The sequence below is a fragment of the Kitasatospora sp. NPDC059673 genome, assembly GCF_042734215.1.
Lineage (GTDB): Bacteria > Actinomycetota > Actinomycetes > Streptomycetales > Streptomycetaceae > Kitasatospora.
Genome location: NZ_JBHWEN010000030.1, coordinates 30,261 through 53,939, shown reverse-complemented (window position 1 = coordinate 53,939; position 23,679 = coordinate 30,261). Strand labels below are relative to the sequence as shown.

28 protein-coding genes and 1 tRNA gene are annotated in these 23,679 nt (G+C 72.4%); 7 read left to right on the top strand and 22 right to left on the bottom strand.

What is annotated here, in order from left to right; genetic code table 11:
- Positions 1-9 precede the first annotated feature (9 nt).
- The 3 genes from ACFV18_RS28190 to ACFV18_RS28180 all read right to left on the bottom strand — a co-directional run bounded on the left by ACFV18_RS28190 (position 10) and on the right by ACFV18_RS28180 (position 1,920).
- Positions 10-852 (bottom strand): NAD-dependent protein deacetylase, encoded by an 843-nt coding sequence (locus tag ACFV18_RS28190; RefSeq protein WP_380487922.1) that lies wholly within the window; start codon positions 850-852, stop codon positions 10-12.
- A gap of 122 nt (positions 853-974) precedes the next feature.
- Entirely contained in the window at positions 975-1,313 is a 339-nt protein-coding gene (locus tag ACFV18_RS28185) for a hypothetical protein (RefSeq protein ID WP_380487920.1), read from the bottom strand.
- Complete coding sequence (locus tag ACFV18_RS28180; RefSeq protein WP_380487918.1) at positions 1,306-1,920, bottom strand: universal stress protein; 615 nt, start codon at positions 1,918-1,920, stop codon at positions 1,306-1,308. Before ACFV18_RS28180 ends, ACFV18_RS28185 begins: the two co-directional genes overlap by 8 nt.
- Before the next feature lie 114 nt (positions 1,921-2,034).
- Here ACFV18_RS28180 and ACFV18_RS28175 point away from each other — a divergent pair, with 114 nt between their 5' ends.
- Both ACFV18_RS28175 and ACFV18_RS28170 read left to right on the top strand, forming a co-directional pair.
- Positions 2,035-2,460, top strand: coding sequence for a universal stress protein (locus tag ACFV18_RS28175; protein ID WP_380487916.1), 426 nt, complete (start codon positions 2,035-2,037; stop codon positions 2,458-2,460).
- Between the two features lie 194 nt (positions 2,461-2,654).
- Complete coding sequence (locus ACFV18_RS28170) at positions 2,655-3,329, top strand: Crp/Fnr family transcriptional regulator (protein WP_014136744.1); 675 nt, start codon at positions 2,655-2,657, stop codon at positions 3,327-3,329.
- A 177-nt stretch (positions 3,330-3,506) separates the two neighbouring features.
- Here the strand turns inward: ACFV18_RS28170 and ACFV18_RS28165 are convergent, their stop codons facing one another.
- The 5 genes from ACFV18_RS28165 to ACFV18_RS28145 all read right to left on the bottom strand — a co-directional run bounded on the left by ACFV18_RS28165 (position 3,507) and on the right by ACFV18_RS28145 (position 6,175).
- On the bottom strand, positions 3,507-4,328 hold the full coding sequence (locus ACFV18_RS28165; RefSeq protein WP_380487914.1) for an MBL fold metallo-hydrolase: 822 nt from the start codon (positions 4,326-4,328) through the stop codon (positions 3,507-3,509).
- Entirely contained in the window at positions 4,325-4,519 is a 195-nt protein-coding gene (locus ACFV18_RS28160; RefSeq protein ID WP_380487912.1) for a hypothetical protein, read from the bottom strand. Before ACFV18_RS28160 ends, ACFV18_RS28165 begins: the two co-directional genes overlap by 4 nt.
- 95 nt (positions 4,520-4,614) lie before the next feature.
- Positions 4,615-5,457: an NUDIX hydrolase gene (locus ACFV18_RS28155; RefSeq protein ID WP_380487911.1), complete on the bottom strand. Its 843-nt coding sequence runs from the start codon at positions 5,455-5,457 to the stop codon at positions 4,615-4,617.
- 95 nt (positions 5,458-5,552) lie between these two features.
- Positions 5,553-6,017: a RidA family protein gene (locus ACFV18_RS28150; protein ID WP_380487909.1), complete on the bottom strand. Its 465-nt coding sequence runs from the start codon at positions 6,015-6,017 to the stop codon at positions 5,553-5,555.
- Between the two features lie 2 nt (positions 6,018-6,019).
- Entirely contained in the window at positions 6,020-6,175 is a 156-nt protein-coding gene (locus tag ACFV18_RS28145) for a DUF4177 domain-containing protein (protein ID WP_152645221.1), read from the bottom strand.
- Between the two features lie 173 nt (positions 6,176-6,348).
- Here ACFV18_RS28145 and ACFV18_RS28140 point away from each other — a divergent pair, with 173 nt between their 5' ends.
- Entirely contained in the window at positions 6,349-7,434 is a 1,086-nt protein-coding gene (locus tag ACFV18_RS28140; RefSeq protein ID WP_380487907.1) for an ArsA-related P-loop ATPase, read from the top strand.
- Positions 7,431-8,576 (top strand): ArsA family ATPase, encoded by a 1,146-nt coding sequence (locus ACFV18_RS28135; RefSeq protein ID WP_380487905.1) that lies wholly within the window; start codon positions 7,431-7,433, stop codon positions 8,574-8,576. Before ACFV18_RS28140 ends, ACFV18_RS28135 begins: the two co-directional genes overlap by 4 nt.
- Positions 8,577-8,613: 37 nt before the next feature.
- On the opposite strand, the gene ACFV18_RS28130 is transcribed toward ACFV18_RS28135, so the two are convergent.
- Positions 8,614-8,937 (bottom strand): WhiB family transcriptional regulator, encoded by a 324-nt coding sequence (locus ACFV18_RS28130; protein WP_380487904.1) that lies wholly within the window; start codon positions 8,935-8,937, stop codon positions 8,614-8,616.
- Positions 8,938-9,337: 400 nt separating this feature from the next.
- Here ACFV18_RS28130 and ACFV18_RS28125 point away from each other — a divergent pair, with 400 nt between their 5' ends.
- Entirely contained in the window at positions 9,338-11,662 is a 2,325-nt protein-coding gene (locus ACFV18_RS28125) for a transglycosylase domain-containing protein (RefSeq protein WP_380487902.1), read from the top strand.
- A gap of 90 nt (positions 11,663-11,752) precedes the next feature.
- Here the strand turns inward: ACFV18_RS28125 and ACFV18_RS28120 are convergent, their stop codons facing one another.
- Positions 11,753-12,208 carry a GatB/YqeY domain-containing protein gene (locus ACFV18_RS28120; protein WP_380487900.1) on the bottom strand — a complete coding sequence of 152 codons (456 nt, stop codon included), beginning with the start codon at positions 12,206-12,208 and terminating at the stop codon, positions 11,753-11,755.
- 131 nt (positions 12,209-12,339) lie between these two features.
- Here ACFV18_RS28120 and ACFV18_RS28115 point away from each other — a divergent pair, with 131 nt between their 5' ends.
- Positions 12,340-13,284 carry a metallophosphoesterase gene (locus ACFV18_RS28115; protein ID WP_380487899.1) on the top strand — a complete coding sequence of 315 codons (945 nt, stop codon included), beginning with the start codon at positions 12,340-12,342 and terminating at the stop codon, positions 13,282-13,284.
- 88 nt (positions 13,285-13,372) lie between these two features.
- Positions 13,373-13,446, top strand: a tRNA-Pro gene (locus ACFV18_RS28110).
- A 115-nt stretch (positions 13,447-13,561) separates the two neighbouring features.
- On the opposite strand, the gene ACFV18_RS28105 is transcribed toward ACFV18_RS28110, so the two are convergent.
- The 12 genes from ACFV18_RS28105 to traA all read right to left on the bottom strand — a co-directional run bounded on the left by ACFV18_RS28105 (position 13,562) and on the right by traA (position 23,676).
- Positions 13,562-15,085, bottom strand: coding sequence for a LacI family DNA-binding transcriptional regulator (locus ACFV18_RS28105; protein WP_380487898.1), 1,524 nt, complete (start codon positions 15,083-15,085; stop codon positions 13,562-13,564).
- A gap of 63 nt (positions 15,086-15,148) precedes the next feature.
- The gene (locus ACFV18_RS28100; RefSeq protein ID WP_380487896.1) at positions 15,149-15,487 is read right to left on the bottom strand and encodes a helix-turn-helix domain-containing protein; all 339 of its coding nucleotides are present in this window, start codon (positions 15,485-15,487) and stop codon (positions 15,149-15,151) included.
- Positions 15,488-15,654: 167 nt separating this feature from the next.
- On the bottom strand, positions 15,655-16,929 hold the full coding sequence (locus ACFV18_RS28095) for a DUF3631 domain-containing protein (protein ID WP_380487894.1): 1,275 nt from the start codon (positions 16,927-16,929) through the stop codon (positions 15,655-15,657).
- A complete protein-coding gene (locus ACFV18_RS28090; RefSeq protein ID WP_380487892.1) occupies positions 16,926-17,864 on the bottom strand; it encodes a bifunctional DNA primase/polymerase in 939 nt (312 codons plus the stop codon). Before ACFV18_RS28090 ends, ACFV18_RS28095 begins: the two co-directional genes overlap by 4 nt.
- Before the next feature lie 53 nt (positions 17,865-17,917).
- Positions 17,918-18,274, bottom strand: coding sequence for a hypothetical protein (locus ACFV18_RS28085; protein ID WP_380487890.1), 357 nt, complete (start codon positions 18,272-18,274; stop codon positions 17,918-17,920).
- A complete protein-coding gene (locus ACFV18_RS28080; RefSeq protein ID WP_380487988.1) occupies positions 18,271-18,915 on the bottom strand; it encodes a DNA methylase in 645 nt (214 codons plus the stop codon). The genes ACFV18_RS28085 and ACFV18_RS28080 overlap by 4 nt, the downstream gene beginning before the upstream one ends.
- Positions 18,916-19,025: 110 nt before the next feature.
- Entirely contained in the window at positions 19,026-19,616 is a 591-nt protein-coding gene (locus tag ACFV18_RS28075) for a hypothetical protein (protein ID WP_380487888.1), read from the bottom strand.
- Between the two features lie 177 nt (positions 19,617-19,793).
- Positions 19,794-20,069, bottom strand: coding sequence for a hypothetical protein (locus ACFV18_RS28070; protein ID WP_380487886.1), 276 nt, complete (start codon positions 20,067-20,069; stop codon positions 19,794-19,796).
- A gap of 16 nt (positions 20,070-20,085) precedes the next feature.
- Complete coding sequence (locus ACFV18_RS28065) at positions 20,086-20,499, bottom strand: hypothetical protein (protein ID WP_380487884.1); 414 nt, start codon at positions 20,497-20,499, stop codon at positions 20,086-20,088.
- A 29-nt stretch (positions 20,500-20,528) separates the two neighbouring features.
- Positions 20,529-20,720, bottom strand: coding sequence for a hypothetical protein (locus tag ACFV18_RS28060; protein ID WP_380487883.1), 192 nt, complete (start codon positions 20,718-20,720; stop codon positions 20,529-20,531).
- 176 nt (positions 20,721-20,896) lie between these two features.
- Entirely contained in the window at positions 20,897-22,957 is a 2,061-nt protein-coding gene (gene traB / locus ACFV18_RS28055; protein ID WP_380487881.1) for a plasmid transfer protein TraB, read from the bottom strand.
- Positions 22,958-23,082: 125 nt separating this feature from the next.
- On the bottom strand, positions 23,083-23,676 hold the full coding sequence (gene traA, locus ACFV18_RS28050) for a plasmid transfer protein TraA (RefSeq protein ID WP_380487879.1): 594 nt from the start codon (positions 23,674-23,676) through the stop codon (positions 23,083-23,085).
- Positions 23,677-23,679: the final 3 nt, after the last annotated feature.

Genomic DNA, 23,679 nt, shown 5'->3' with positions numbered 1-23,679 from the left:
GGGCCAGGGCTAGGCGCCGAGTTGGGCGGCCAGGGCTGTCAGGGTTTCGCCGAGGGGGCCGTCGAGGCGGAGGGTGGCGAGGTCGTCGGCGCGGGTGGTGCCGCGGTTGACGATGGCGACCGGCTTGCCGGACTTCGCGGTGTGGCGGACGAAGCGCAGGCCGGACATGACGGCCAGCGAGGAGCCGAGGACGAGCAGGGCGCGGGAGGCGTCGACCAGGCGGTAGCAGTGCTCGACGCGGTCCTTGGGGACGCTCTCGCCGAAGAACACCACGTCGGGTTTGAGGATGCCGCCGCAGCGGGCGCAGTCGGCGAGGGTGAAGGACGCCACCAGGTCGTCGGTCAGTTCGGTGTCGCCGTCCGGGTTGATGCGTGAACCGGCGTCCCGGAAGGCCGGGTTGAGGGCGGCGAGGCGTTCGTCGAGTTCGGCGCGGGGGCTGATCGCGGCGCAGGAGAGGCAGACCACCCGGTCGAGGCCGCCGTGCAGTTCGACGGCGTCGGTGGTGCCCGCGGCACGGTGCAGGCCGTCGACGTTCTGGGTGATCACCGCCGAGACCGGCCCGGCGGCGCGCAGCCGGGCGACCGCGAGGTGGCCGGCGTTCGGGCGGGCCCCGGCGATCACGGCGCGCCCGGCGTGGCTGCGTGCCCAGTAGCGGCGGCGGGCCGGCTCCCCCGCCAGGAACTCCTGGTACGTCATCGGCGCCCGGTGCCGCCGGATCCCGTCCGGCCCCCGGTAGTCCGGGATCCCGGACTCGGTCGACAGCCCGGCGCCGCTCAGCACCGCCACCCCGCCCCCGGCCAGCAGCCGGACCAGCGCGGACAGGCCGTCCTCGTGCGCAGTCATACCGTCCATTGTGGACGCCCGGGAAGGAACGCGGCCCGGACGGTGCCCCCACGCACCACCCGGGCCGCTCCCGTTCGCGGCAGCCCCGGCCCCCACAGCCCGAACTGCCGCCGTCTCTTTTGTACTTGCGCTCACTTCCGGGGGCGCATCCGGGCCCACGGGAGGGCGGCGAGCAGTGCCGCCGCGGTGAACAGTGCCAGGTGGCCGGCCTCGGTGCCCGGGCCGGACCAGCTGAGCTCGGCGTAGCGGTGTTCGGCGAAGCCGTTGTGGAACAGCCATGCCGCCAGGCCGACGAACGGTGCGGCGGCCGGCCGCGAGCGGCTGCCGAGGGCGGCGCACCCGGCGGCGAACGCGGTGAGGGCGAACCAGCCGGCGCGCAGTTCGCCGAGCGGCGCGAGTGCCAGCGCGGTCGCCGCGCCCAGCAGCAGTGCCGCCGCGCCCGACAGGGCGACCGGCAGCCGTTCAGGCACCGTCGGACACCGCGACCAGGTCGCGCAGCTCCGCGTCCAGGGCCCGGGCGGCGAACAGGCGGCTGCTCACCTCGTCGAGGGTGGTGGCGAGTTCGGAGCGCGGCACGACCAGCACCGGGCAGCTAGCCCGGCGCACGCAGTACGCCGGGACGGAGCCGCGCAGGCCGCGGTGCAGCCAGGAGCCGGACGGGCCGAGGACCAGCAGGTCGCGCGGCCGATCGGCGGCGGCCAGCAGGGTCGGGGCGGTCTGTCCCCGGACGGTGCGGGCGGTGAGCGGAACGCCCGGGTCGGTGCCGCCGAACGCCTCCGCCATCGCCTCCGCCAGCGTCGTCGCGGCCAGCTCGCGCACCGCCGACAGCAGCGGCGGGCACGGCGAGCGGCGGTGGCCGAACTCCCCGTTCGGCGGCTCCCAGGCGTGCAGGGCCAGCACCTCGCCGCCCAACCGCCGGGCCTCGGCCACCGCACGGTGCACGGCCGCCAGGCTGCCGAGCGATCCGCTGACCCCGACCACGATGCGCGGCCGCTGCTCCATCACGCGTCCTCCGTCCAGGAACTCGCGGACCCCGGCGGGGCCCGCACCACCCAGCAGATCGCGTCCCCGCCCCACCTCCGGCCGTCCTTGACGGCTCCCTGACGCCCACGGCCGGTTTCCCAACGCCGCCCTGACGCCCGGGCCGCCGCCGACGGCGTTCACTGAAGGAGAGGGACGAGGAGGCCGGTCATGGAACACGGCGAAACCCATGTGGTGGTCGGTGTGGACGGCTCGCCGGACAGCCTGGCGGCGCTGCGCCGGGCCGCGATGGAGGCGGCGGTGCGCGGCGCCGTGCTGGTCCCGGTGCTCGTCCGGCGCCCGTCCGACGAGGTGCCCGCCCGCGCCGCCGGGCTGCTGTTGGACGCCGCCTTCGACACCGCGCTCGGCGGCTGGCCGGGCAATGTCCTGGTCCGCCCCACCGTGGTCACCGGAGCCGCCGGTCCGGCCCTGGTCGCGGCGGTCACCGGCCCCGCCGACCTGCTGCTGCTCGGTACCCCGCACCGCCGCTGGGCGCACCCGCACGGCGACCGCACCGCCCGGCACTGCCGCAGTCACGCCCCGTGCCCGGTGCTGACCGTCACCGCTCCGCCGTCCGGCCTGGGGCTGACCGTCTGAGCACCCACCGGCCCGCGCCGCGCGCCCGTTCGACGACACGCCGCCGGACGGGCGCCGTCGTGGGCCGTCACCCGAAGTGCGCGAATGGCCGCGTGGGCCGCACCCGGCCCACCCCCCTCCTCATATGATCGGAGCGACATGCGTCATCCTTGGTGGTGAATAGCACTGCCCATGACACCAGCAGGAGGAAGCTCGTGGACGACGTTCTGCGGCGCGCCGCGCTGTTCGCGGCACTCGACGACGACCAGGCTGCCGAGCTCCGCGCTTCCATGACCGAGGTGACGCTCGCCCGCGGCGAGTCGCTGTTCCACGAGGGCGACCCGGGCGACCGGCTGTACGTCGTGGTCGAGGGCAAGGTCAAGCTGCACCGCGCCTCGCCGGACGGCCGCGAGAACATGCTCGCCGTGCTCGGCCCCTCCGAGATGATCGGCGAGCTCTCGCTGTTCGACCCGGGCCCGCGCACCGCCACCGCCACCGCCCTCACCGAGGTCAAGCTCCTCGGCCTCGGCCACGGCGACCTGCTCCCGCTGCTGCACGCCCGCCCCGAGGTCTCCATCGCGCTGCTCCGCGCGATCGCCCGCCGCCTGCGCCGCACCAACGACGTGATGAGCGACCTGGTCTTCTCCGACGTGCCCGGCCGCGTCGCCAAGGCCCTGCTCGACCTGTCCCGCCGCTTCGGCGTCCAGTCCGACGAGGGCATCCACGTCGCCCACGACCTCACCCAGGAGGAACTGGCCCAGTTGGTCGGCGCCTCCCGCGAAACGGTCAACAAGGCCCTCGCCGATTTCGCCGGCCGCGGCTGGCTGAAGCTGGAGGCCCGCGCGGTCGTCCTGCTGGACGTCGAACGCCTCTCGCGCCGCTCACGCTAAGGGGCTCCGCCCAGGGGGCGCGCAAACAGGGGCGCGGGGAACTGCGCGACAAGCGCAAGCCTCATCCGCAAGGTCGCGATCAAGTGCAAGTGATTGTCCTGCGTCGCGATCTTGCGGTTGAGTGCCTTCCGCTTCGCGCAGTTCCCCGCGCCCCTGTTTGCGCACCCGCTGCCGTTCTCAGATGAGCCCGTGCTCCTCCAGGTACGTGAGCTGCGCCCGCACCGACAGTTCCGCCGCAGGCCACAGCGCGCGGTCCACGTCCGCGTACACCCGGGCGACCACCTCGGCCGCCGTGCGGCATCCCGTCTCGACCGCGGTCTCGACCTGGGCGAGCCGGCCGGCCCGGTGGGCAAGGTAGTAGTCGACGGCGCCGAGCGCGTCCGCGAGGACCGGGCCGTGGCCGGGCAGGACGGTGCGGACGCCGTGCTCGGCGGCCATCGCGTGCAGGTGGCGCAGCGAGGCCAGGTAGTCGCCGAGCCGGCCGTCGGGGTGGGCGACCATGGTGGTGCCGCGGCCGAGGACGGTGTCGCCGGTGAGGATCGCGCCGTCGGCGGGCAGGTGGAAGGTCAGCGAGTCGGAGGTGTGCCCGGGGGTGGCGACCACCCGCAGGTCGAGGCCGCCGATCTCCAGCCGCTGGCCGCCGTGCAGGCCTTCTTCGCCGAGTCGCAGTGCCGGGTCGAGGGCGCGCACGGCGGTGCCGGTGAGTTCGGCGAACCGGGCGGCGCCTTCGGCGTGGTCGGGGTGTCCGTGGGTGAGCAGGGTGAGGGCGATCCGTTTGCCCTGCTGTTCGGCGGTGCTGACGACCCGTCGCAGGTGGGTCTCGTCGAGCGGGCCGGGGTCCACCACGACGGCGAGGTCGGAGCCGGGTTCGGAGAGCAGCCAGGTGTTGGTGCCGTCCAGCGTCATCGGGGACGGGTTGGGTGCGAGCACGCACTGGGCGCGCGCGGTGGCGGCCCCGCCGACCACGTCGGCGGGGTCGCCCGGAAGCAGACCGCTCACGCGGCGTCCGCCTCGGCCCGACTGAGCTGCCGCAGCGGGAGCGTCCGTACCAGTGCCCGGGCGGGCAGCTCGCGGACCAGCAGGCGGGCGGTGGTGGCCGCGGGCGCCGGTGCGTCGCAGGCGGCGGCACGGGGGGTGACGGTGCGGGCGGGCGTGGCCGAGGTCCGGCGAGCCACGTCGTTGTGAGTCATCGGAGGTCTCCTTCCGGGGTGTACGCGGTCGGTGCTGTCGCAGTGGAAAGCCGCTGGTCGGCGCGGCTGCTGCCGAGCTTCCCGGGGGAAGGCTCTCACGCCGGGAACACGCCGTCGACGGTCAGTTCGTCATACCCGGGCCAGCGCACCGTCATGCGGTCCCCGCGCACCTCGGCCTGCCCCAGCACGGGGGTCACCTTGCGGTCCGCGGCGGCGGTCAGCGCCTCGGTGGCGCTGCGCACCGGCGTCAGCTCGCGCAGCACGGTGACGGTCGGCGGCATCATCCCGAATCGGCCCTCGTGGAAGCCGGCCACCGCGTCGGCGGGGGTCATCCAGGTGACCCGGTCGGCCTCGCCGACGGTGTCCGCGGCGGTCTGCCCGGCCGGCAGGGCGGCGACGAAGAACCAGGTGTCGAAGCGGCGTTCCTCGAACTCGGGGGTGACCCAGCGGGCCCAGGCGGCCAGCAGGTCGCTGCGCAGCACCAGGTTGTGCCGGGTCAGGAACTCGGCGAGGGACAGCTGGTGGGACTCCAGCGCGGCGCGTTCGGCGGACCGGTCGGTGGGTTCGACCAGGGTCCGGTCGTCGGGGCCGGCCAGCAGCACGCCGGCCTCCTCGAAGGTCTCCCGGACGGCGGCGCAGACCACCGCGCAGGCGGTCGGCTCGTCCACGCCCAGACGTTCGGCCCACTCCTCGGTGGACGGGCCGGCCCACGGCGGGCGCACCTCGCGGTCGCGCGGGTCGACGCTGCCGCCGGGGTAGGCGTACATGCCGCCGGCGAAGGCCATCGTGGTGCGCCGGCGCAGCAGGTACGCCTCGGGGCCGGTGGCGCCGTCGCGCAGCAGCACCACGGTGGCGGCGGGCCGGGGCGCGGCGGGGGTGAGTTCCCCGGTGGCCAGGGCGCGGATTCGGGCGGGCCAGGACGGCGGCATCTCGGGCATGTTCACGGATGTTAACCGCCGTCGCCCCGGGCCGACAGGCCCCAATGCGAGGGCCCGCCACCGCGGTGCGGCGACGGGCCCTTCCGCACAGGCGGTCAGTCGCGGACGCGGACCATCAGCTCGACCTCGACCGGCGCGTCCAGCGGCAGCACCGCGACGCCGACGGCGCTGCGGGCGTGCACGCCCTTGTCGCCGAGGACCTCGCCCAGCAGTTCGCTGGTGCCGTTGACCACGCCGGGCTGGCCGGTGAAGTCGGGGGCGGAGGCGACGAAGCCGACCACCTTGACGACCTGCTCGACCTTGTCCAGGTCGCCGATCACCGACTTGACGGCGGCCAGCGCGTTCAGCGCGCAGATCCGCGCCAGGTCCTTGGCGTCCTCCGCGGTGACCTCGGCGCCGACCTTGCCGGTCAGCGGGAGCTTGCCGCCGACCATCGGCAGCTGCCCGGAGGTCATCACGTAGTGACCGGTGCGCAGCGCCGGGACGTACGCGGCGACGGGGGCCGCCACCTCGGGCAGGGTCAGCCCGAGCTCGGCGAGCTTCTGCTCTACCTGACCCATGACTACTCCTTCTCGCGCTTCAGGTACGCCACCAGCTGCTCCGGGTTCGGCCCGGGAACGACCTGGACGAGCTCCCAGCCGTCCTGGCCCCAGGTGTCGAGGATCTGCTTGGTGGCGTGCACAAGAAGCGGCACGGTTGCGTATTCCCACTTGGTCATGGGGTGACTCTAGCCGCCCCGCCCGGTGTGAGGTGGGACACAAAGCGGGCATCAAACGCCGGGGTGGCCGGGATGCTCCCGTCATCCGGAGCGCGCGCTCGTTACCCTCGCGGTGAGGGATGCCCGCGGGGGACCCCTCGGCAGAAGCAGGCGGCGACGGACGGAGAGCGGGCGTGGCGGGCAGCAGCGGTACGGCGGGGCCGACCGGGCAGACGTCGCCGCGGGAGCCGGACTGGGAGGGCGTCAGGCTGCACGTGGTCAGCGGCAAGGGCGGCACCGGCAAGACCACGCTGGCGGCGGCGCTCGCGCTGGCGCTGGCCGCCGAGGGCGGCCGCACCCTGCTGATCGAGGTGGAGGGCCGGCAGGGCATCGCGGAGCTGTTCCAGATCGCCGCGCTGCCGTACGAGGAGCGCCGGGTGGCCACGGTGACGCCGGCTCAGCTGGGGCTGCCGGGCAAGGGCCACGGCGAGGTGCACGCGCTGGCCATCGACACCGAGCAGGCGCTGCTGGAGTACCTGGAGATGTTCTACAAGCTGGGCCGGGCCGGGAAGGCCCTGCAGAAGGTCGGCTTCGTGGACTTCGCCACCACCATCGCCCCGGGCGTGCGCGATGTGCTGCTCACCGGCAAGGCCTGCGAGGCGGCCCGCCGCAAGGGCCCGGACGGCCGGCGGGCCTACGACGCGGTGGTGATGGACGCCCCGCCGACCGGTCGGCTCACCCGTTTCCTGAACGTCAACTCCGAGGTGGCGGGCCTGGCCAGGTTCGGCCCGATCCACACCCAGGCGCAGGCCGTGATGCGGGTGCTGCGTTCCGCGGAGACGGCGGTGCACTTCACCACCCTGCTGGAGGAGATGCCGGTGCAGGAGACGGTGGACGGGATCGCCGACCTGCGCGAGGCCGGGCTGCCGGTCGGCGGTGTCCTGGTGAACATGGTGCGCCCGCCGATACTGGACGCGGCGGCGGTGGAGGCCGCCCACGGCGACCACCGCGAGGAGGTGGCGCTGGCCCTCGGCGAGGCCGGCCTCGGCGGGCGCTCGCGCAAGCCGGAGACCGTGCGGGCCGCCGTGGAGCCACTGCTCGACCCGCTGCTGGAACAGGCCCGGGAGCACGCCGAACGGGTCGAACTGGAACGCACCCAGCGCATCGACCTTCAACAACTGCGTCTGCCCAGTTACGAGTTGCCACTGCTCGGCGAGGGCATGGACCTGGCCGGCCTGTACCGGCTGGCGGGCGAACTGAAGCGGCAGGGAGCGGCATGACCGGGCTGGACATCGACACCCTGATCGACGACCCGGCGACCCGGATCGTGGTCTGCTGCGGCTCCGGCGGTGTCGGCAAGACCACCACCGCCGCGGCGATCGGCCTGCGCGCCGCCGAACGCGGCCGCCGCGTCGTGGTACTGACCATCGACCCGGCCCGCCGGCTCGCCCAGTCGATGGGCCTGACCGAGCTCGACAACACCCCGCGGGTGGTCAAGGGCACCCGGGGCGAGGGCGAGCTCCAGGCGATGATGCTGGACATGAAGCGGACCTTCGACGAGGTCGTGCTCGCCCACGCCGAACCCGACCGGGCCCGGGCCATCATGGAGAACCCGTTCTACCAGTCGCTGTCGGCCGGTTTCGCGGGCACCCAGGAGTACATGGCGATGGAGAAGCTCGGCCAGCTCCGCGCCGAGGACCGCTGGGACCTGATCGTCGTGGACACTCCGCCGTCCCGCTCCGCGCTGGACTTCCTGGACGCCCCCACCCGGCTCGGGTCCTTCCTGGACGGCAAGGTGATCCGGCTGCTCACCGCCCCCGCCAAGGTCGGCGGCCGCTCCGCGATGAAGTTCCTGAACGTCGGCATGGGGCTGATCACCGGCACCCTCGGCAAGATCTTCGGGGCCCAACTGCTCACCGACGTCCAGACGTTCGTCTCCGCGATGGACTCGATGTTCGGCGGTTTCCGGGAGCGCGCCGACCGCACCTACCAGCTGCTGAAGGCCGAGGGCACCGCGTTCCTGGTGGTCGCCGCACCGGAACGCGACGCGCTGCGCGAGGCCGCGTACTTCGTCGACCGGCTCGCCGCCGACACCATGCCGCTGGCCGGCCTGGTGCTCAACCGGGTGCACACCAGCGGCGCCCCGCAGCTCACCTCGGAGCGCGCCCTGGCCGCCGCCGAGGCGCTGGAGGAGAACGGCACCGCCACCTCGACCGTCGAGGCCGAGACCCTGGCCGCCGGACTGCTGCGCCTGCACGCCGAACGCATGCAGGTCATGACCCGGGAACGGCGCACCCGCGACCGTTTCGCCTCGGTCTACCCGGACGTGCCGATCGTCGAAGTGCCCGCACTGCCCGGAGACGTCCACGACCTGGACGGACTGCGGGCCATCGGCGACCGACTCGGTTCCCCCGCCGAGTGAGCCAACGGCCCGCCCCACCGCCCTGCTTGACGGAGTCTCAGCCCGCCTGGGCGTAGTCCCGCAGGACCACCCCGGTGGCCAGCGACTCCTCGTACTCGGTGCGCGCGGTCTCCAGCAGCCTGCGCCAGGACCCCACAGTCGGGCGCCGGCGCAGCAGCGCCCGACGCTCGCGCTCCGTCATTCCGCCCCACACGCCGAACTCGACACGGTTGTCGAGTGCGTCCGCGAGGCACTCGGTGCGCACCGGACAGCCGCTGCACACCGCCTTGGCGCGATTCTGCGCCGCCCCCTGCACGAACAGTTCATCCGGATCGCTCGTGCGGCACGCGGCCTGCACGCTCCAGTCGTCCACCCAGCCCATCCCGGCGCCGTCCTCTCCCGATTCGGGGCTCCCCCACGGCGGCAACGGCATATTCACCGTTGCCAGTTGAGGACGTTACGGAAGAACGACACAACGCAACAGCCCCTGTCGGCCCAATCTCGAATGACCCGATCGGACTATGGGTGTCCGACAGCTCACTCGTTGGAGTGATTGCAGGTCGCGGGCCTTGCGGGGGCCGAATGGTGCGTTTTCGTCACGGTGTGCAACAGCGGCCCGCCATGCAGCCGCCTGAAATGGGCCCAGAATGCCTGGAATCGGACAAAGCTCATCACTCACAAGAGTGATGATGATGAGCAGAGCGAAGCTGTCGCAGTTCTGTGACAAGCGTAGGCGAACACCTGCCCCCCTGTACGGGATTCCGCAACGTAGGGTTCTCCCCATGGCAGCTACGCGATCCACGGGCACCGCACTGGACAAGGCAGGGCTCGGCGTCAAGTTCCTGGGCAGCGCCGTGCTCGCAGGCATCCTGGTCGCCGGCATGGCCCTGCCTGCCGTCGGCGCGTTCGGCCTGACCGCCAAGGACACCGCCGAGTCGTTCGACAACATCCCGGACGACTTCAAGACGCCCACACTCTCCCAGGTGTCGATGATCTACGACGCCAAGGGCGGCCTGATCGCCAAGGTCTACGACCGCGACCGCACCATCCTCACCAAGGAGCAGATGGCGCCGATCATGCGCCAGGCCCAGGTCGACATCGAGGACAACCGCTTCTACGAGCACGGCGCCGTCGACCTCAAGGGCGTGCTGCGCGCCGCCACCAAGAACGCCGAGTCCGGCACCACCGCCCAGGGTGCCTCGACACTCACCCAGCAGTACGTGAAGAACGTCTTCGTCGAGCAGGCCGGCGACGACCAGCAGGCGTTCCTGGAAGCCACCAAGAAGAGCATGGGTCGCAAGATCCAGGAGCTCAAGTACGCCATCAAGCTGGAAGAGGACCTGAGCAAGGACCAGATCCTCACCAACTACCTGAACATCACCTTCTACGGCCACCAGGCGTACGGCATCGAGTCCGCCGCCAAGCGCTACTTCAACAAGAGCGCCAAGGACCTCGACATCCCCCAGGCCGCGATGCTGGCCGGCCTGGTGCAGAACCCCTCGGCGTACGACCCGATCACCCACCCGCAGGCCGCGCAGACCCGCCGCAACACGGTGATCAACAAGCTGCTGGAGTACAAGCACATCTCGCCGGAGGAGGCCAAGGCCGCCCTCGCCGCCCCGCTCGGCATCACCTACACCGAGCCGCAGAACGGCTGCATCACCGCCGGGAACGGCATGGGCTTCTTCTGCGACTACGTGCGCCACGTGATCAAGCAGGACCCGGTGTTCGGCAAGACCGCCGCCGACCGGCAGAAGCTCTGGTCGCAGGGCGGCCTGAAGATCAACACCACCATCGACCCGGAAAAGCAGCAGGCGATGTACAACGCGGTCACCAAGAAGGTCTACGTGACCGACAAGGTGTCCGCCGCCGGCACCATGGTCAAGCCCGGCACCGGCGAGATCCTCGCGATGGCGCAGACCCGCCCGTACGGCCTGGACGAGGCCAAGAAGCAGACCGTCCTCAACCTGAACGCCGGCGCGTCCATGGGCGGCGGCAACGGCTTCTCCCCCGGCTCGACCTTCAAGCCGATCCTGGCCGCGGCCGCCCTGGAGAGCGGGGTGCCGATCAGCCAGGAACTGTCCTCGCCGCCGAAGATGGAGTACCCGCGGGTCTCCACCTGCCAGGGCACCTGGAACGACACCTCCAAGCCCACCGTGTCGAACGAGTCCGAGCGGGAAATCGGCCCGTACAACATGACGGTCGCCATGCAGAAGTCGGTCAACACCTACTTCGTGCAGCTGGAGCAGCAGACCGGCCTGTGCCCGATGAAGCAGATGGCCGACAAGCTCGGCGTCGGCACCCTGGCCAACGGCAAGCCCCTGCAGGAGGTCCCCTCCATGGTGCTCGGCACCCAGGAGGTCAGCCCGCTCCAGATGGCCTCGGTCTACGCGGCCTTCGCCTCCCGCGGCGTCTACTGCGCCCCGATCGCGCTGACCTCCGTGGTCGCCAGCGACGGCAAGAAGCTCGACGTGCCGAAGGCCAACTGCAACCAGGCGATGAGCCAGTCCACCGCGGACAACGTCAACAGCCTGCTGCTCGGCGTGACCGAGAAGGGCACCGGCTCCTCCCTCGGCCTCGACGACGGCCGCCCGATCGCCGGCAAGACCGGTACCACCGACGAGCGGTACGCCGCCTGGTTCACCGGCTACACCCCCGACCTCTCCACCTCGGTCTGGCTCGGCGGTGTCGGCGGCAACGTCTCGATGAAGAACATCACCATCGGCGGCAAGTCCTTCGGGGCGGTCTACGGCGCCGACGGCCCCGGCCCGATCTGGCAGATGGCCATGAACGACGCCCTGGACGGCACTCCGATCTCCACCTTCAAGAACCTCGTCACCACCCCGCCGGCGACCAGCAACCCGCCCGCCACCGACACCCCGTCCGGCGACACCGCCGGCGCGACCACCGGCGGTGGCAACAACGGCGGTGGCAATGGTGGCGGCAACGGCGGTGGCAACGGTGGCGGCAACGGCAATGGCGGCGGCACCAACGGCGGCACCACGGGCTTGACGACCGGCGGCCTGACCACCGGCGGCCTGACCACCGGCGGTTTCTCCTTCCCGCCGACCACCGGCGGCACCACCGGAAAGCCCGGCCACCACTGACCCCACCCCGCACGCCGTACACACGGAAGCCGCCCGCCCGGAGATCACCTCCGGGCGGGCGGCTTCAGCAGTTGCAGGGGTTGTCGCAGGTCAGCCGGCCAACGCGGCCTTCACCGCGGCGGCCACCCGGCCGCCCTCCGCCTTGCCCTCGACCTGCGGACGCACCAGCTTCATCACGGCGCCCATGCCCTGCGGGCCGCTCGCCCCGGACTCTGCCACCGCGGCGGCCACGATCCCGGCCAGCTCCTCGTCCGTGAGCTGCTTGGGCAGGTACGCCTCCAGCACCTCGCCCTCGGCCCGCTCGCGCGCCGCCTGCTCCGTCCGGCCGGCACCCTCGAACGCCTCCGCGGCCTCCCGCCGCTTCTTCGCCTCCTTGCCGATCACCTGAAGCACCTCGGCGTCGGACAGCTCGCGCTTCTGCTTGCCCGCCACCTCCGCGCCGGTCACCGAGGCCAGCGTCAGCCGGAGGGTGGACGAGCGCAGCTCGTCCCGTGCCTTGATGGCAGCCGTGAGGTCCTCGTGCAGCTGCTCCTTGAGCGTCGTCATGCCGCCGATTCTGACACCTGTCCCGCCCCGCCGCCGCCCCTTTACCTGCCGGTTCGTGCTGACGGCCCGTCATCCTCCGCCGAACCCCGGGTGCTTGTCCGTCTTTTCGAACGGTCTGCGACCATGGACCGATGCGACCGCTGTACTCCGTCCCGCTCGGTGTCGCCGCCACCGGCGCCGCCTGTCTCGTCTACGCCGCCGGGTACGAGGTCCGCTCGTTCCGGCTGCGGCGCGTCGAGGTTCCGATCCTGCCCGCCGGCGCGCGGCCGATCCGGATCCTCCAGGTGTCCGACATCCACATGGTCACCGGGCAGGCCAAGAAGCAGCGCTGGCTGCAGAGCCTCGCCGGGCTCCACCCCGACCTGGTCGTCAACACCGGCGACAACCTCTCCGACCCGCTCGGCGTCCCCGCCACGCTGGACGCGCTCGGCCCGCTGATGGACTTCCCCGGCGTCTACGTCTTCGGCTCCAACGACTACTACGGCCCCGCCCGCAAGTCGCCCACCCGCTACCTCAAGGCCCTGCGCAGCGGCGTCCACGGCCTCAACAACCCCGACGGCACCGGCCGCCGCGGCATCACCGGCGCCGTCCACAATCCCTGGCAGAAGCTCCGCGACGGCTTCGACCGGGCCGGCTGGCTCGACCTCAACAACGCCCGCGGCCGCCTCACGGTGGCCGGCCTCGACATCGAGTTCACCGGCCTCGACGACCCGCACATCCGCCAGGACGACTACGCCGCGGTGGCCGGCGGCCCCTCCCCCGACGCCGACCTCTCCCTCGCCGTCGTCCACGCCCCCTACCTGCGCGTCCTCGACGCCTTCACCGCCGACGGCTACCCCCTGATCCTGGCCGGCCACACCCACGGCGGCCAGCTCTGCATCCCCTTCTACGGCGCCCTCGTCACCAACTGCGACCTCGACACCGACCGCGTCAAGGGCCTCTCCACCCACACCGCCGCCGGCCACCGCTCCCACCTCCACGTCTCCGCCGGCTGCGGCACCAACCGCTACACCCCCATCCGCTTCGCCTGCCCCCCCGAGGCCACCCTCCTCACCCTCACCCCCACCCCTCGCTGACCAGCCGCTAAACCGGATTTCGCGTCTGGCCCCACCTCCTGTAGAGTTCTACTCGTTGCACCGGGAACGGAAAGCAACAAAGCAGGACCGGGGTATAGCGCAGCTTGGTAGCGCGCTTCGTTCGGGACGAAGAGGCCGTGGGTTCAAATCCCGCTACCCCGACTTCGTAAGTGCAGGTCAGGGCCGGTGTTCCTCAGGGAACACCGGCCCTGCTTGTCTCTCCCAGACCTCTCGGGAGAATCCTGGGAGAAAACCTCCCCTGAGAGGTTCCCCCGTTCTAGGCCGGACGGCCCGTCAGCAGCCGGTCGAGGACGGCGACCGGGGAGGTCGGGCACATCTGCCGGCGCAGGTCGAGAGCCGACTCCCAGACCCGGGTGAGACCCTCCATCAGCTCGTCGCGCATGGTCTGGGTGACGTGGGAGTAGCGGGCGGACACCGAGCCGTCGATGTGGCCCATCCGCTCGTCCACGAGCACCTTGGGCGTCTTCAGCTCGTCCAGGGTGACCTTGTGCCCGTGTCGGTTGCCGTGCGGGGTCAGCCCCTTGGCGATCGGCTGCCAGCAGGCGGTGGCCCGGCCGGAGGCACCCCGACCACGCGCCGGGATCCCTGGGAAGGGCTCGGCGAGCACCGGCACCGGGTGCGCTTCTTCCGGTGCCTTCTTCGGGTACCAGCCGGTGGCGGCGGGCTGGAACAGCCACTGCGCGAAGCCGTTGCGCCGCCAGTGCGGGGCCCGCTCCCCCGCCCCACCGCCTCGAACGAAGCCGAGCTCGGCAATCGCCTTGGCGACCTTCACCCGGGTCTGCTCGGTCACTCGGTTCGGGTGGTTGAGGACGTTGGAGACCGTGCCGGTGGAGACACCGGCGAGCCGGGCGACGTCCGCCAGTTTGGCCCCGGGACGGGAGGTCGCGCCGTTGGCCGCGCCATGGCCGCTGTACAGGTAAGTGAGGCCGTGGCAGGGGCACGGCTTCGGCGAGGTTCTGGCGATCTGACCGAACAGCAGGCCGTCCAGGAAAGGCGGGGTGTCGATCGTCCGATAGGAGTCGTCCTTCGGCGGGCAGCGGTGCAGCTCCCCGGAGTCCAGCTCGTACAACTGATGCTCCACCCGGATCGAGCCGCGGCGCACGAACTCCGTCTCCAGCCCCACGACCTCCCCCCACCGGTTGCCGGTGTAGTAGATCTGCACGTTCGCCACGAACTCGTCGTCCCGACCCGACAGCAGCGCCGACCGCTCGGCGATGAGCAGCGCGCCCAGCGCATCGGTCACCACCTTCTCCGGGCCGCGCCGACGCGACCGACCGGCGCGCTTGCCCCGACCGCGCCGTCTCGTCGCAGGGTTGGCGTCGCGCAGCCCCTCCTCCACCGAGTCCGCGAGAAGCAGGTGCAGCGTCGCACGCCAGGTCTTGATGCTGCTCTCCGCGTAGCCGCGGCCCCGCTCCTTGCGCTCCCAAGCTTCGATGTCGGCCCGGGTGATCTCGTCCACGATGGCGTTCTCGAACTCGGGGAGCAGGTGCTCCTCGATGTGGCGGCGGTAGTTCTGCATGGTCGAGGCGGCCAAGTCCTGCTCCTCGTACCAGCCGCTCGCGTACTCGCCGAAGGTCATCCGCTCCGGCTCGGGGACCGTGACCGGCTGCGCGGCTTCCTTGGCCACGTTCTCCTCGGCAACCGCAGCGGCCTTCTCGGCTTGACGCTGGGTCTTGAAGCGGACCGCCTTGCCGTTGGCGTCCAAGACAGTCCCGTACTTCCCACGGGCGATCTTGTACCGGGCGCGCCAGTAGTCGCCCCGGTTCTCGCCGTATCCCAATATGGCCTCTCTAGAACTGGGCCCCGCCCGGCTTCTTGGTCAGGCGGGGCAGGTGATGCGCATTCAGGCGGCGTTCTGCTGCTGGAGCGCGACTCGACGCGGGGCCCGCGCGCGAAGACGCACCGCCGGTCTGGCGGGCGGCTGGACGGACGTCTGCTTCCTGGACTTGTCGGCGCTGACGGCCTGAGGCTGCGACACGACCGTGATGGCCGGCCGCGCCTCGTAGAGCCGCACGATCTCAGCTACCTGTTCGGCGGTGAAGCGGTAGGCCCGCCCCGGCTTGGTGAAGGGAATGCGGCCTCGCCGGGCCTGCTCCTTGACCCACCATTCGGACTTGCCAAGCGCCTTGGCGACGTCCGCCGGCTGAAACAGCGTCGGCAGCGCGCCCGGATTCTTGAGCATGGGAACCCTCCAGGTCGTCGGCGGGGCTTTGCCCCTCCTTCTGTGGGATCCGTTACTGCCGTTACCTCCGTTACCGCGCAGCTCAGAGGCGTGATCGCGGTAACGGATTCGGTAGCGGTAACGGATTGGTGCCGTTCCCGGACGCGTCTCGGGAACGGCGGGGAGGCTTACGGCGCGGTGGCGGACGTGGTGACGGGTGACGGATCGGTATCCGTTACCTGCGGCGTATCCGTTACCGGGAACAGGGCCCTGACCTGCGCGGTAACGGAAGTAACGGCGGTAACGGATTCCTGGGACGACGGCGGGCAGTAACGGTTCCAGGCGTCGGCGAGGTCGGCGGCGTAGTAGCCCTTGGCACCGGTCTTGGGGCCGGTCTTGATGGTGCGGGGCTTGATGGGGTCGCCGTCGACGGTGACGTAGTCGCCGAGCATGCGGGCGAGGGCGCGGGCGGTGATGGGCTTGCCGTCGAGGTCGGCCCACGGGGCGTCGTCCAACTCGGCGAGCCGGTTCAGCAGGTCGGAGGTGAGCACCCGTTCCGCACCCGCGAAGAGGTCGCGCAGGTCGGTGAGCAGGCGGATGCCGACGCTGCCCTTGTCGTTGGCGCGGGCGGCGTTGACGAGTTGGAGGCAGGCGGCGCGGGCACGGGCGGGCCAGTGGCCGCCGGCGGCGTCGGCGACGGCGAGGAGGGGCTCCCACACGTCGGCGGGGCGGTCGCTGATGCCGTCGGGCAGTTCGGGTTCGACGTCCTGGAGTGTGCCGCGGACGGTGTCGGCCCAGGTGGCGAGGCGCTTGCGCAGGGCGTGGCCTTCGGGTGCGTTCTTGCGCTCGCGGAAGGGTTCGACCTTCTCGTTGGGGGCGCGGCGTCGCATTCGGATGATGACGGAGCGGCTCATGATGGTGTCGGGGAGGTCGCCGAGTCCGCCCATGGCGAGGGCGGCGTAGACGGGGAAGTGCTGGACGGTCTGGGTGTTGCCGTCGCCGACGCAGCGCAGGACGACGCCGGAGCGGCGGTGGCCGGAGTTGATGAGGCCGCGCAGGTCCTCGTTGCCGGCGGCCTTGGGGCCGAAGGTGGTGTCCACTTCGTCGAACAGGACGGTGGGTCGGGCTTCGGGGTCGGAGACGGAGCGGAACAGCGCGGCCGGGGACACGTCGGTGGTGAGCATCGGACGCGGGGTGAGGGTCTCGATGATCTCCAGGGCGCGGGTCTTGCCGGAGCCGGGCTCGGGGCTGAGGAAGGCGATGCGGGGGGTGGACTCGAAGCAGTCGAGGAGGTGGGTGTGGGCGTCCCACAGGACGACGGCGACGTAGGCGGCCTCGGACGGGAACACGTTGAAGCGGCGGTGGTGGGCTTCGACGGCGTCGAGGAGGGCGGCGCCGTCCTCGGGTGCGGGCCGGTCGTGCTCGGTGTGGCTCTTAAGGGGGGAGCCGGGGAGCGTGGTCATGCGGCTTCTCCTCGGGGGTTGTTGGCGATGGACCAGTCGAGGGCGCTGGTGATGGTGGCGGCGACGTCCCGGGCGGGCAGGCCGCATGCCTCTCCCGCCCCCTTAAGAGCGTCTTCGACCTCCGCCCGGGTGAGGCGTCCGTCGGCGACGAGGCGGCCCAGGGCACGCGCGGCACGGGTGAGGGTCCAGTTCCGGGTGCCTTCGGCCGCGCCGGCGACGTTGGCCGTTTCGTTGCGCAGCGCAGCCGCCGCGTACGCGGAGCCGTTGCGGGCGCGGATGGTGACGGCGGGTCGGACGGCCGCCGGTTGGGCGGGTGCGAGGAGCCGGGCGATCCACGGGGGCAGCGGTGCGGGGGCGGCGTCGTGCTCGACGGTGTAGGCCCGGTCGCCGATGACGGAGCCGGGGGCGACGACGTAGCCGCCGGCGGCGCGGGTGTCGATCTTCCACCCGAGCCCGCTACCGTGCTCGCCGCTGGTGTTGCGCAAGGCGACCCCGGCCGGCGCGGTGAAGTACAGGTGGGTCCCGCCGGAGGCGGTCCGCACGGTGAACGTGCTGGCGGGGTAGGGCTGCTGGTGCTGCTCGCACAGTGCGGCGAGCACGTCCGCGCCGTCGGCGACGCCCTGCTTCGCCCACCGTGCGGGCGGGGTGTCGCTCGGGTGCTTGGGCACGTCGAGGTCGATGACGAGCAGCCGGGCGGGGCCGGTGGCCAGCCCGATGTTGTAGGGGCCGTGCTCCCATGCCCGCCGGATCGCGTCCGGGTCGGTGGTGGCGCGCTGCTCCCATCCGGCGTGGCCGCCGGTGCAGGGGCCGGTGCGGGGACAGCGGGTGGCGTGGTGGAGGGCGGGGCGCTTGTCGCCGGGGCGCAGGGGGAAGACCGGCCAGCCCCGCTGTGCGGCGTCCAGGGCGGCGGCGAGCAGGTCGGGTCGTGCAGTCAAAGGGAGTCCCTTCCGGGCCGTCCGTCCGCTCCTCGGGGCGGACGGACGGCGGGTCAGAGGTCGAAGAGGACGTCCGGCGCGGCCGGGGCGGTGGTCCGGGCAGCCCTGCGGGCGGCGGCGAGGGCGGCATCGTGGCAGACGGGGCACCAGGCGGCGAGGGCCTGTTTGGGCAGGGCGGCGGCCCGGTGCGGGGGCAGGAGCATGTCGGCCGGGTTGGCGGGGGCGGCGAGGAGGCGGACGGTGCCGCCGCCGTGGCGCTGCTGGTAGCCGCCGTGCTCCCGGACGCACCTGCCGCCGTCCTTGGCGTGGGACTTCCCGCACGCCCCGCGGCACTGGCACCGTCCGGCGGCGGCAGCCATCACGGCCTGCCACAGGTCTGCGCCGACCAGGGGCGGGGTCCGGGCGTTCACGCCGCCACCGTCCCGGGTGCGGTCATCTGCTGAGCGGCGTGCCGGCCGATCAGCTCGGTGTAGGCCGGGGGGATGGCTTCGGCGATCTCCCTGCGGTCGCCGGTCCAGTCGATGCCCATGGCGTGCTGCCAGTCGGTGATCGAACCCTTGCCGCCGCCGTTGCCGTAGACCTGGAAGTACCTGCCCTGCTCGGGGCTGACGTAGGTGCCGTGGCGGTAACCGATCGTCGGTCCACGGTGCGGAACGTGCGCCGGGCGGGGCATGGCCCAGCCGCCCAACTCGAAGTTCCTGTGGCGGAGCACCCGGAGGCCGAACATCTCCCCGCACAGGGTGAGATCGACCCGCATCCGCTTGGAGGCGCGACCGGGGGGCTGCTCGATCACGTACGGCCGCCGCGCCGCCTCCAGCGCGTCCCGGGTGGGTTCGAGCAGGTCGGGGTATCGGTCGCGGTGCCGGGCGTTGGTGCCGGCGGTGAGGGTGCAGTCGTGCTGGCACGGCGGTCCGGCGGAGATCAGGTCGAACGCCGCGCCGTGGGCGCGGATGAAGTCGATCGCGTCGCCGCGAACGAAAGCGAACGGGTAGTTCGGCTGGTCGAGGACGTCCACGCCGAGGACGCGGAACCCGGCGAGGTGGAAGCCCATCCCGGCACCGCCGATGTTGCAGAACGCGTCCAGCAGCGTGAGCCCGTTCCACGGCCGCGCCGGAAGCCGATCCGCTTCCGGCCGGACCGTGACGGGCCACGCCCCGGCGCTCACGCCCCGGCCCCGGTGAGGTCGTTGACGAGGTGGGCGTGCGCGTTCGTCCAGATCACCAGCGCGGCGACGGCGTTCTTGGCCTGTGCGGTCATCTCATGGCCCGGCGTCGTGGCGGTCGGGGCGACGAGGACGCGGGCGGGGACGGGCAGCAGCACGGTGGCGGTGGCCAGCAGGGCGGGCCGGCCGGTGGGGCGGGGCTGGTCGAGGGCGGTGAAGCCGTCGGCGGTGGCCCAAACGTCGCGCTGCCAGTCGGCGAGGCGGTGGTCGGTCCGGGCGGCGAGGTGGTGGTGCCGCAGGGGGACGTCGATGCGGACCGCGACCTGGTCCATGTCCTCGCCGTGGCTCACGAGGGCCAGGGCGTGCAGGTCGGGCCGGTGGCGGACGTAGCCGGGGGACATGACGGGGCTGGTGGCGATCTGCCAGACGGAGAAGGCGAACTCCCGGGCGGAGAGCGGGTCGCCGTCGTCGTGGAGCAGGCCGGCGTTGCGGGCGAGGTAGGCGCCGAAGCGGGAGCGGCCGTCGGAGGCGTCGCGCCGGTCGGCGACGTCATCGGCGATCGCGAGCGTGGAGCGGGTGAAGTCGGGCATGCTGATTCCTGGTTCGTCTCGTACGGACACGCGCCCCGCAACAGCCGTCCTCGTCTGCCAGGATTCGGCGGCTGTTGCGGGGTTTTGTGGTTCCGGGGCGGGCCGTCCGTCCCCCGCACCGCCCAACAGCCGCCGCGCGGGCGGGTGTTGGGCGGCACGACGGTCGGCACAGGCAGGTCAGAACGGCGGTTCGTCGCTGTAGGAGGGTTCGGTCCAGCCGAACAGGAGGCGGGCGGCCCAGCGCGGCAGGGGCACGGGGCGGGTGGGGTGGTCGGGGTTCCAGCAGGTGCACCGGTAGTAGTGGGTGCCGGCGTACTCGCCGGTGTCGTGGTCGCCGTAGTCCTCGGCCCAGCCGCCGATGCCGTGGCATTCGGGGCACTTGGGGTCGGGGGTGTCGGTCAGGACCAGCCGGGGGCGGTGGTCGCCCTCGTAGCGCAGTCGCAGACGGGCCATGCTGCGGTTTCTCCGTTCAGCGGTTGCGGTTCGACACATTGACGTGGACGTTCACGGCTCCGCCGCGTCCTCCGCTGGCCCCGGTTCCGCCGTTCTTGAGGAGCCAGACGACGGCGAGGATGCCGAGGAGCAGGCCGAGTGCGGTGGTGGCGGCGGCGAGGGTCTGGAGGAGGAATCCGAGGCCGAGGCCGCCGGCGCCGAGGCCGATCCCGCCGGCGAGGAGGCGGGCGGGCCAGGGGTCGCGGCCCGGGGTGTTCGCCGGTGCGGGCAGGTAGGTGGCGGCCGGGTGCTGGGCGGCGGACACGGGGAGCACGGCGGTGGGCTGGTAGAGGGCGAGGGGTGCGGTCTGCGGCGGGGCGGTGTAGTAGGGGGTGCCGTCCGGGGTGTGGAGCACGGGGGCGGCGGGCTGCGCGTAGGGGGTGTGGTGCACGGTGCTCTCCTCGGTCGGCGGGGCGGGGTTCAGTGGATGGCTGCGAGGGCGTGGGTGAGGGCGGTCAGGGCGCTGTTGACGGGGCCGGCGAGGCCGGTGGAGGCGGCGGTGAAGCCGGACAGCCACACGAGGGCGGCGGAGCCGGTGGAGACGCGCTGGGCGCGGATGAGGATGACGGTGATCGCGCCGAGGACGAGCGCGGCGGAGGCGGTGAAGACCAACGAGGGTGCCTTTCAGGCGGAGCGGGAGGGGGTGTCAGAGGTGTCAGGCGATGGGGTGTCAGAAGCGTCAGGAGGGGTGTCAGACGCGTCTGACACCCCTCGCGCGCACGCGTCACCTGGGGAAAAGGGCCTTCTGGCGTCAGGGGTGTCTGACGCGTCTGACGCGTCAGATGCCGTCAGGCGGCGATCGCCTGGAGGGGCACGATCTCGTAGCGGCCGGTCTCGTCGGTCTCGCGCAGGCGGCCGTCGGCGACCATCGCGGCGACCTCTCCGGACACCCACGAGCGCCGGCGGTTGAACCGGTCGCAGTACTCCATGAAGTCGACCGGGCCGACGACGGTGCGGCCCTCGGCCTCGAACTCGGCGAGGAGTTCGATCATGATGCGCTGGGCCTCGTTCTTGCCGACCCGAGTGCGCGGCGGGATCCGGGGCGGGACGATCTCCACCACGTCGTCGTCCTCGACAGGCGGGAGTTCGACCTCGGGGTCGATCCAGCCGTCGCCGTCGTCCTCGACCGCCTCGGTCTCGTCGTCGGGGTCGAGGTCGTAGTCGAAGTCGCCGTGCATGTCGGCCTCCTGGTCGTAGACGCCCGTCTCGTCCGGGTCGGTGTCGAGGGCGGGCAGCGGGTAGCGGGTGCGCTTCGTGAAGGCCGGGCCGACGGCGTTCGCGGCGGCCTTGGCGGTCACGGGGTCGCACTGGGCGCGGACGCCGGCGAACTCGACAACGGCCCACTCGGACGCTTCGACCGGGGTGAGGTAGGCCCGGCCGGGGGTGGCCCAGAACGTCTCGGGGATGCCGTTGGCGGCGAGGTAGCAGTAGCCGGGCTTCTTGTCCCTCCACGCGTGCGGCGCCGCGCCGGCGTCGAGGGCTTCGTCGGGCAGGGCGAACCCGGCGTCGCGTTCGTCGCGTACGCCGAACACCCACGAGCTGCCGAGGGAGGCGCGGGTGTCGGTGGAGATCTGCGAGCCGGAGGCGCGCTGGAGGGAGATGGCCAGCGAGATGCCGGCGGAGCGGGCTTCCTGGGCGATGCCGGTGAACACGTCGTCGTCGGTCTCGCGGATGGTCTTGGCGGCCTCCTCGAACCAGGCGATCAGGTAGGGCATGCCCGGGGAGCCGTCGGCCTGCGTCTCGGCGCACGCGGGAACCCACTGCTTGTAGCCGTACTTGGCCAGCCAGGAGGTGCGGGCGGGGATGACTGCGCGCAGGGCGGTGATCATGGCCTTGGTGGAGTCCATGTCGAGAGCGGCCCAGTCGATGGCGGGCAGCAGGGGGCCGAGGGTCTGCTCGGCTTTGGCCGGGTCGGACGCCCACAGGATGGCGTCGCGCCGGGTGACGACCTCGGTCAGGGCGGTGATCGCCCCTTCGGACTTGCCCGCGCCGGTCATCCCCATGTCCAGGATGTGCATGGCGTTGCGCGCCGCGTCCGGGTCGCCGGGGAAGAACATCGCCATGTAGGCCCCGTCCTCGTAGATCCCGACGTGGATCGGGTCGGCGATCGACCCGCCCGGGTGCGAGGGGCCCGGGTAGGGGGCGCCGGCCTTGAGCAGGTCGTTGGGGACGACGGTGAGGGTGGCGCGGGAGGAGTCGTCGGCGTCCGGCGTCATCCGCACGGCGTTCTTGGCGACCTTGAGCGCGCCCGCCAGCCGCGGCAGGGCCTTCGACACGTCGTCCGGCGTCAACTCCCCACCAGGAAGCTGGAGTTCGAAGCTGGCCTTGTTGGGCTGGACGGTGGCGGAGGTGACCATGGTCTTGGCGAGGCCGACCTTCTCCAGCAGGCCCTTGTCGGCGCTGTTTCCGGTGCCTTCGGGGTTGATCCGCAGGATCTGGCGGGCGTTCCAGGACACGGCGACGGTCGGCAGGGTGAGGAAGAACAGGCTGGGCAGCGGGCCGGCGGTCGGGCCGGCGAGGGCGGCGGCGGTGAACCACGTCGAGCCGAGGACGACGGTGATGGCGGAGTGCAGGCGGCGCTGGGCGCTGGTGGCCTTGCCCGCCCACCAGGTGACGCCGCTCAGGGTGACGGAGGCGAGGGTCAGGCCGACGCCGCCGCCGGCGGAGTTCCCCCACAGGGCGTGCGCGGGGAACGACAGCATGCCGACGCCGGCGCCGAGCAGCCACGGCGGCAGGTAGGGCTTGACGCGGTGGAACAGGTAGTCGATGGGGCCGCCGGCGTGCTGGTTGGCGTCCAGCGTCAGGGTCGAGGCGGCGGTGTCGGGGTGCGCGGCAGCGTGGCGGGGCACGGCTTCCTCCGTGAACAGATGTGGCGGGGACAGGAGTTGAGCCGGGCCGGAGCGGTCGCGGGGCACACGTCACCCGGGCGGGCCGGGTGACGGGCACATCGCCCGCCCCGGCCGGGGCGGGAAGGTCAGCCGCCGAAGTCGAACTTGCGGCGGGGCTTGCTCGGCTTGGCGACGCGGGAGATCTCCGGGTCGTACTCGCGCTGGAACGCGGCGTAGGTGCGGGCCATCTCGGCGGCGCAGTCCTTGGCGTCGTCGGCGGCCTTGCCCAGGTGCTTGGCGACGCGGCGGGCGCGGGCCTGCGAGCCGAACGGCCGGCCCTCGGGGTCGGGGACCTCCTTCAGCACGGCGCGCAGGATCTCGTGGGCCATCGACAGCTCGAAGGAGAGCTGCATGAGCAGGGACCGGCCGCGCTCGCAGTAGGCGCGGACGTCGGCGTTGGTGAAGAACTCCGGGTCGCCGAGCGGCGAGTAGTTCGCCCGGCCGCCCGCGTTCTGCCCGCCGCCGGACGGCTGGCCGATCCCGCCGCCCTGCGCGCCGCCGCCGGCGTTGCCGCGGCCGGAGCCGCCGTTGGCGGTGTTCGGGCTGTAGTGGAAGTGGTAGCTCTTCCCACCGCCACCACCGCCGCCGGTGCTGGGGCGGGTCTGGGCCTTGGAGGTCTGCTGGGCGCCGGTGCGGCGCGGGGGCGGGAACGGGCTGCCGCTGCTGTAGGGGGTGCTCATCTG

Bases quoted from the DNA above. Each gene is read 5' to 3' on its own strand.
- ACFV18_RS28095 (WP_380487894.1), bottom strand. From the start codon at position 16,929: ATGACCACGCTCCCCGGCTCCCCCCTTAAGAGCCACACCGAGCACGAC.
- ACFV18_RS28145 (WP_152645221.1), bottom strand. From the start codon at position 6,175: ATGACCAAGTGGGAATACGCAACCGTGCCGCTTCTTGTGCACGCCACC.
- ACFV18_RS28135 (WP_380487905.1), top strand. From the start codon at position 7,431: ATGACCGGGCTGGACATCGACACCCTGATCGACGACCCGGCGACCCGG.
- ACFV18_RS28190 (WP_380487922.1), bottom strand. From the start codon at position 852: ATGGACGGTATGACTGCGCACGAGGACGGCCTGTCCGCGCTGGTCCGG.
- ACFV18_RS28080 (WP_380487988.1), bottom strand. From the start codon at position 18,915: ATGGGCTTCCACCTCGCCGGGTTCCGCGTCCTCGGCGTGGACGTCCTC.
- ACFV18_RS28100 (WP_380487896.1), bottom strand. From the start codon at position 15,487: ATGCTCAAGAATCCGGGCGCGCTGCCGACGCTGTTTCAGCCGGCGGAC.
- ACFV18_RS28075 (WP_380487888.1), bottom strand. From the start codon at position 19,616: ATGCCCGACTTCACCCGCTCCACGCTCGCGATCGCCGATGACGTCGCC.
- ACFV18_RS28120 (WP_380487900.1), bottom strand. From the start codon at position 12,208: ATGACGACGCTCAAGGAGCAGCTGCACGAGGACCTCACGGCTGCCATC.
- ACFV18_RS28175 (WP_380487916.1), top strand. From the start codon at position 2,035: ATGGAACACGGCGAAACCCATGTGGTGGTCGGTGTGGACGGCTCGCCG.
- ACFV18_RS28115 (WP_380487899.1), top strand. From the start codon at position 12,340: ATGCGACCGCTGTACTCCGTCCCGCTCGGTGTCGCCGCCACCGGCGCC.
- ACFV18_RS28160 (WP_380487912.1), bottom strand. From the start codon at position 4,519: ATGACTCACAACGACGTGGCTCGCCGGACCTCGGCCACGCCCGCCCGC.
- ACFV18_RS28125 (WP_380487902.1), top strand. From the start codon at position 9,338: ATGGCAGCTACGCGATCCACGGGCACCGCACTGGACAAGGCAGGGCTC.
- ACFV18_RS28130 (WP_380487904.1), bottom strand. From the start codon at position 8,937: ATGGGCTGGGTGGACGACTGGAGCGTGCAGGCCGCGTGCCGCACGAGC.
- ACFV18_RS28070 (WP_380487886.1), bottom strand. From the start codon at position 20,069: ATGGCCCGTCTGCGACTGCGCTACGAGGGCGACCACCGCCCCCGGCTG.
- traA (WP_380487879.1), bottom strand. From the start codon at position 23,676: ATGAGCACCCCCTACAGCAGCGGCAGCCCGTTCCCGCCCCCGCGCCGC.
- ACFV18_RS28150 (WP_380487909.1), bottom strand. From the start codon at position 6,017: ATGGGTCAGGTAGAGCAGAAGCTCGCCGAGCTCGGGCTGACCCTGCCC.
- ACFV18_RS28155 (WP_380487911.1), bottom strand. From the start codon at position 5,457: ATGCCCGAGATGCCGCCGTCCTGGCCCGCCCGAATCCGCGCCCTGGCC.